The organism is Mesorhizobium waitakense (assembly GCF_056431085.1).
This window is the reverse complement of record NZ_JBWKME010000068.1, coordinates 1-6,605: the sequence shown is the minus strand read 5'-3', so window position 1 is coordinate 6,605 and position 6,605 is coordinate 1. Positions and strand designations below refer to the sequence as shown.

Here is a 6,605-nt window from a genome sequence, read left to right as displayed (position 1 = left end):
CCACACCGCAGGCGGCGGCGCCGGACAATGCAGTCGAACTTGCGTTTTGGGCAACCATCAAGGACTCGACCGACAAGAGCTTCTTCGAGGCGTACCTGCAGCAATTTCCGACGGGCGCTTTCGCGGCCCTTGCGAAGTTGAAGATCGACGCCATCGACAAGCGTGTTGAAGCGGAACGGCAGGCGGCCGGCAAACAGGTGGCGCAACAGCCGGAGAAGGAGCGCGCCGCAAAGGCCACCGACGACGCCAAGGCGACGGATGTCGCAAGCCTTGAACAGCCCGATCCTGTGGCGCAGTCGCCGGCAAGTACCACAGACCCTGGCAAACTTGCGCCCGGCTTGAGTGCCTTTGATGGCTTGTGGCTAGTAACCAGGCGATCGACGATCAAGGCATGCGGCTGGACGGAAAACTCGACGATTATCTCGATAAATGACGGCATAGTGTCTAAAGGCTCAATGGAAGGAACAGTCTCGAACGAGGGCACCGTAAATATCGTGCATTCATTTAATGATAACGGCAAAAAGGGACGTAATATCCTCAAGGGAAAAATCAAAGGCAACCGAGGCAGCGGAAAGTTTCATGATGTAAGCAGTCAATGCGCGGGGCCAATCGAACTAGTGAAGCGGTAGCTGGGAGGAACCCGGAGCTCAGTAAAAACACGCTTGTTCTCATCGGTAGAAGGAATATCATGAAGTCTACGCTCAAGTCCAAATATCTATGCAAGATTGTCTGCACCGCAATCCGAGAGCTTGTCCGGGTGGGTAACTTTTTCTGCCTTAAAGCTTATAAAATTGCAGGAAGTCCATGAAGAAGATCGCGCTACCTATACTGTTGTTTCTTGTAACGTTCGCCTCGGGAGCGGTTGCGGAGGACCTTCCAGCTAGTGCAAAAAAGGCGACGATCAAGGAGTTCAAGGCCTTTGCCGACGGCAAAGAGGTAAATGCAGTCATATACGATATGGAAGTACCGGTTACCGCCACGCCGGTTTGGAATTGGAAAGACACAAGATAACTGGCGATGCAATCCTAAGATAACTGGCGATGCAATCCTAAGCGGGAAGCACAAGATAAAAGTAAATACCAAAGTCTCGTTCGAAGGCGACAGGGCCTGTACAGACGATGATGGCAAACCAGTTTGCCACCAGCGATCCTCGTAGATGCGAGCGTACTGATCGCGGTAGCGGCAATAGCCCTGCTTGTTCAGCCGCCGCGCCGATAAGAGTACCGGCAACCGCACCAACTTCACCGCCGACAATCGCATTAGGCCCACACCGCCGCTGGGTGATCGGGATCGAGCCGCGTCGCCGCCATGACGTCCTGCCCGGACTGCAAGATCGTCACTGCCCGGAATCCGTGCGCATCCAGGTGCTTACGCAACGACGGCAGCAAGCTCTGCCACGGGACATCGACAGTGAAGCGAATTTGCAGTGGGCGCTCGCGTTCGGCGGCACGGCGTTGACCGGGGTCTCTGGATTCAGGAAATCGTTCGGCCGCTTGGTCGGCCAATGTTTGGATTAGGTCGGTTTGTGGGTCCTTGGCCGGCATTACTTCGTCGATCTCCCGCAGCGTGGCATGCCGCATCGGTTGTTCGTCCTTGAGATGCCGCACACGGCCGACCAGGCTGGGCTTGAGCCATTGCATGCCGGGCTTGATCTTGACGCCCTTCAGCGGCCTTGCCTTAGCGTTGACGCGCGCCCATAGCTGCTCGCGCATCTTCTCGTTCAGCGTAATGAAGGCGCCGCCGACGTAGCGGCGTTCGTTGTGTCACCATGTGGGCGACGTTCGGACGGCCGGGCTCGCGAAGCACCGCGGCCACCTCATAGTCAGTTTCCTCATAGCATTTGATCTTCAGCCAGCTTTCCGATCGGCCGCTGCGATAAAGGGCATCAGCGCGCTTCGAGACCATCCCCTCAAGGCCCATTTTGTCGGCGGCCTTATAGAAGGGTTTGCCCCCGCCCTGGACGTGGTAGCTAAACTGGATGGCACACTGTCGGTCGTATCGCCGAGAAGCGTTTCCAGCTCGGCTTTCCGTTCGATTGTCGGCTACTTGGGGTAGTCCTCGCCATCGAGGTGCGGCAGATCAAAAGCGACGAAAATGATCCGGCCGGAATGCCAGGGGATCGACGAGCGGAGCTTGCCGAAGTCTGAAAGCCCGGCCTCGTTCATGACGATGGGCTCGCCGGCGATAATCGCCGACTTGACCGGCAGCGCGGCAGCGGCCTCAACGACTTGCGGATATTTGGCGCTCCAGTCGAACCCGCGACGCGTGAAGGCGCGCGCTTCGCCGCGCTTTATTGAACCCGGTTGCTTTCCGTGCGATCATTTGTTCCCGTGGCAACATTGAAATGTGTTGCAGGACATCTGCTGATAAATGGGGGAGCTAACAGTATGGCGAAGACGCGAGATTATCTGAGCGTAGTGATATCCAACCCCCAGAGTTCGGTTGAGGGGGCAAGAATGGACGACGTCGCTCTTCCAAAGCGTGAGTTGCGTCGAACTCCTGATCGAACCGCACGGGTCGCAAAGCTATTGCTATTGGGCTTTACACTTGTCCTCGGCTGTCTATACTGTTTCTTGCCATCAAGTGCTCTAGCAGCGGCGCATGGAAAATCTCTTGGTATCGTCATCATGCACGGCTTTGGAGGTAACCCGAAGGAGGTCAAAGCGCTTGGAGACGCACTGGCGAAGGCTGGGTATTTGGTCGAACGCCCCGAGACGTGCTGGTCGCTAAAGCGGGCTTACGACAAGGCCTACAACAAGTGCTTGGACGAAATTGACGGTGCCATTGCAAAGCTAAAAAAGGCGGGCGCGATCTCATTCGTAGTGGCTGGAGACAGCATGGGCGGCGTCGCTGCCATCGCTTATGGCGCAACCCATGATGGCCTGAAAGGGGTGATTGCCATAGCGCCGGCTCACTTCCCCGACTATTTCTCCAAACGCGCGGAGACTCAAGACAGCATTGCCCTGGCCCAGTCGATGGTCAAGGCAGGCCATGCAGGCGAGAAGGCCGACTTCGCTGAGTTCGGGAAGGATTGGTTCAAGCTAAAGGTATCCGCCGAGATCTACCTAAGCTTCAATGGACCGGACTCGCCGGGCTTGGGCCAGGTCAATGCGCCCCGTCTCCGTGCCCCGTTGTTGTGGGTGGCCGGCTCTGCCGACCCTTCCCAGAAAGATGGACCAGAGTTTGCGTTCGCAAAAGCTCCGGAAAATCGTCTTAACGAGTACGTCAAGGTGGACGCTGACCACTTGGGCACCCTCAAGAAGTCCAAGGATGCTATTGTATCTTGGCTTGGGGATTTGCAATAGGATTTCTATTTCGTCCGGAGCCTCGGCTGCACTGATCGCAAAAAGCCACCGCGTTGGGTCCGGACGGCGCACTAAACCAAGCAGTTGGAGCGGTCATCACTCTCGGGAAGCGGGCTACCAGAAAGTCCAAGCATGGCCAGCTCGAAAGTAACAAGAAGATGGCCACTAGCTAGTGCGCGCACAATTTGTGCCCCCCGACGATGCGACGCTAGAACATATCAGGGTTGACAGGGTCCGCAATTATCCTTGCTCGGGCAGTACCCCAGCGAACTCTGCAGGCCGGGGATAGTGTTGCGATGCGGTCAGCCAGTCGCCTAGGCAACTCAGTCGCGGCGCCGCTGATAACCTATTGCTGTTTTACCAGTTGACGCACAAAGGCCAACGCTTGGCGTTTGCAACCGCTGCTCACCATCCATCCAAGCACTTCCCGTGGATTTTCGAAATCGGCGTCTGAAGGAAGCGTTTTGATTTCGATCGACGCCGACGTCTTGTTGGTCTCGACGGTAACGGCCTTTATCTCGGGAGGAACGGGGTCTGGAAACGAGTATGTGGACTTGCCGGCGCTCCAGACCAGGCCGTTCAAAGGCTCTCCGTCGCCGAGGCGAACCGAGAACACCGCGCTCTGACCTATTCCCTGACGCGCCAGAACCATCTCGCCGTTGCGGATGCAACCAGGAGCGGATTCCTCGATGGAGATCGCCCAGGGATCGTCGAGCCCGCTCGGCTTGGATTGGTCGGCGGTGGTGCGCGATCCGCCGATAGACTCCGTTCTCTGCCGCTCATTCGCCAGAAGGCCGGCGATCAGGGCAAGTTCTGAAGTTCCCACCTGCGCGTCGGTAGTCCGCTGAGTACTGTCGGACGTCAAGGCATCTTCGGTGACGACGAAGGCTCCCGGACCTGAGATCGGGTTCACGCTGCCGTCCTCGCCGAGCAAGGTGACGACCGTACCGGCTGGAACGTTGATGACGTCGCTTGGCATAAAGAGCTTGCCTGGCGGCAGTTCATCCACCGCCGGCTCAGCCGACAGGACCACGTACTGGCTGGCGGCTATCGCGGGTTGCGCCGTCACGAGGACGGCCGTAGCGAGGATCAGCGAGGCGATTTGCGAGGTCGGACGCATGAGGCTCATGTCACGATGCCCTTATTTCTCGGCAAGATGAATGTCTGCTCCGAAGCATCCGCTTGCAAGACGGCTGTGGTGAAAAGCGAGCAGGGCGTCTTGAGGGTAATTTGTAACCAATAGCTCAAATGCCGCTATCGCCCGCTTATCGTTGGTGGCAAGCAGGGCATATGCCTTTGAATACTCCTCGCAAAGTATCGTATTTTCTGGCGTACGACTCATTGCCTCGAAAGCCTCAATGCCTCGGTTCTTGCCCTTAAGGTGCAGAACTCCAGCAGGGCGCAGCAGGAAGCGCGTCGTCTGCCTCGCGACTTCTGAGCTGATGCAATTTTTGGTGCCGATGTACTTGTTTGCTCCCTCTAGCCGGGCTGCAGTGTTTACCGTGTCTCCAATAGCTGTGTAGTTGAAGAACCGATTTCCCCCGAAGTTGCCCACGCTCGCCGGCCCGCCATGTATGCCGATGCGGGTAGCGCCGAAGGAATGGCCTCGTCCCTTCATTCTCTCCCGTAGTCGCTGCGCCAATTCCTGCACAGCCAATGCCAGGGCCACCGCCCGCTCGGCCTGGTCATTTTGCGCGGCCGGAGCACCGAAGAACCCGACCACCGCATCACCGATGATCTTGTCAATGGTCGCACCGTGCTCGACGAACAACTCACAGAGCCCACCCAGATATTCGTTCAACATATCTGCGAGCACCTCTGGCGCTAGCTTCTCGCTGAGAGACGTGAAGCCCTCGACATCCGTGAAGACAGAGGTGACCACACGCCTCTCGCCACCAAGGCTGAGAGCGGCGGGCTCCTTGACGATCGACGCGACAACGGCCGGGCTGACATATTTCGAGAACGCGTTCTGAATGAAGTAGCGTGCCTTGGCATCCCGTCTCCAAGCCAGGAAGCCAACGAACGCCGACAGCCCGAGCACGAGCAGTGCAGGCGCGACCATCGGAAAGAGGATTGCGAACCGCGCGAAGGCCAACGCCTCACCGATCCACACCAGCAGCATCGCACCGGCGACCGCGACAGGTTTGAAAACCACCGGTATCGGCTGCGATACGATCCACAGGCAAAATACCCCGATGAGAAACATCGGCGCGTAGCCCGCCGCCGGCCAGGGAGTAGTTACCCTGTCCCCGGAAATGAGTCTGGCCAGCGAATGGGCGTGGATGGCGACGCCAGGGAGATCGCCGATTTCCACGCCGTTCAACAACGCGAACGGTGTCGCATGACGGTCTATTTGTTGCAGGTCTACGCCGATCAGAACATATTTCCCCTCGAACCAGCTGAGCGGTGCCAGCGGGACGGCTTGTGCCGGATAGCCTGGAAACTTGAAGGGCAAGCCGTTCGTCGTGCGGTAGTAGACCATCTCCTCCGGCCAGTGGCCGCGATCAATGCCGGTTGCAGCTGCGATCGCAGCGGCAAAGCTTGGAGTCCAACCGCGGTCTGCTTCTCGTCCGGGAAAAGCTCCGCGGACCACGCTGTCGAGATTGTCATGCGACAATGCGGCCAGGCCCCGCTTTGCCGAAGGAGCGAACGCGCTGAGATAGTCGAACTGCTTCTGGGTAAGGCCGTCTGGGCGCGAAGCCGAGGCGATCACCACAGGCACGCTAGCGGTCTCGATGACAGCTTCCAGTCGAGCATCCTTTTGCGGCTCTGTTGCCTGGTCGAACAGAAGGTCGACGCCGATGGCACGCGGGTGGGCCGACTCGATCCGGGTCATGATATCGGCCAGGAAGTCGCGATCCAGCGGTGAGCGGTATGGAAAATCCGCTAGGGTCTGTTCTGTTATTGAGACTATCACGATGTTGGGCGGAGGATGGGTGAACGGCGAGATCGAGACCATCATCACGTCGCGCAGGATATTCTCCAACGGCGGTGACACGAGAGCTGTCGATAGGCCTAGCAGAACCAGGTAGGTGAGCCATGCGGCGATCCCACCCCGCTCGAGGTTGACGATCCGGCTAAGTGTCCGCACGCGGTAATAGACCCTGCGGCCAGGACAGCGCCGCTCGCGGGGAGGATACCCGTTCACGCCAAACAAGCAAATGCCTGCTCCGTCTGGGATTGAAGAGATAGATATCACGACCTGCAACGACTGCGATGCTGCCAGCTGCCGTTACGAGCCGCGGATCGTCGTCCGCAACCCGCAGGCCACTGCTCTTTTCGGTTGCATTAGCGTCTGCT

General features: G+C 58.2%; 6 protein-coding genes and 1 pseudogene. 3 read left to right on the top strand and 4 right to left on the bottom strand.

Annotated features, from left to right (window positions below):
- Positions 1–629 (top strand): annotated as a pseudogene (locus AC07FD_RS15940) (hypothetical protein); the annotation flags it as partial.
- A 175-nt stretch (positions 630–804) separates the two neighbouring features.
- On the top strand, positions 805–1,011 hold the full coding sequence (locus AC07FD_RS15935; RefSeq protein ID WP_478350607.1) for a hypothetical protein: 207 nt from the start codon (positions 805–807) through the stop codon (positions 1,009–1,011).
- A 248-nt stretch (positions 1,012–1,259) separates the two neighbouring features.
- Here AC07FD_RS15935 and AC07FD_RS15930 read toward each other — a convergent pair whose 3' ends face one another.
- Positions 1,260–1,712, bottom strand: a complete 453-nt coding sequence (locus AC07FD_RS15930) for a hypothetical protein (RefSeq protein WP_478350606.1) — start codon at positions 1,710–1,712, stop codon at positions 1,260–1,262.
- 330 nt (positions 1,713–2,042) lie between these two features.
- Complete coding sequence (locus AC07FD_RS15925) at positions 2,043–2,165, bottom strand: hypothetical protein (RefSeq protein WP_478350605.1); 123 nt, start codon at positions 2,163–2,165, stop codon at positions 2,043–2,045.
- Positions 2,166–2,456: 291 nt separating this feature from the next.
- Between AC07FD_RS15925 and AC07FD_RS15920 the strand changes: the two genes are divergently transcribed.
- A complete protein-coding gene (locus AC07FD_RS15920; RefSeq protein WP_478350604.1) occupies positions 2,457–3,305 on the top strand; it encodes an alpha/beta hydrolase in 849 nt (282 codons plus the stop codon).
- 346 nt (positions 3,306–3,651) lie between these two features.
- Here AC07FD_RS15920 and AC07FD_RS15915 read toward each other — a convergent pair whose 3' ends face one another.
- Both AC07FD_RS15915 and AC07FD_RS15910 read right to left on the bottom strand, forming a co-directional pair.
- Complete coding sequence (locus AC07FD_RS15915; RefSeq protein WP_478350603.1) at positions 3,652–4,434, bottom strand: hypothetical protein; 783 nt, start codon at positions 4,432–4,434, stop codon at positions 3,652–3,654.
- Between the two features lie 12 nt (positions 4,435–4,446).
- Positions 4,447–6,453, bottom strand: a complete 2,007-nt coding sequence (locus AC07FD_RS15910; RefSeq protein WP_478350608.1) for a CHASE2 domain-containing protein — start codon at positions 6,451–6,453, stop codon at positions 4,447–4,449.
- Between the last annotated feature and the right edge of the window lie 152 nt (positions 6,454–6,605).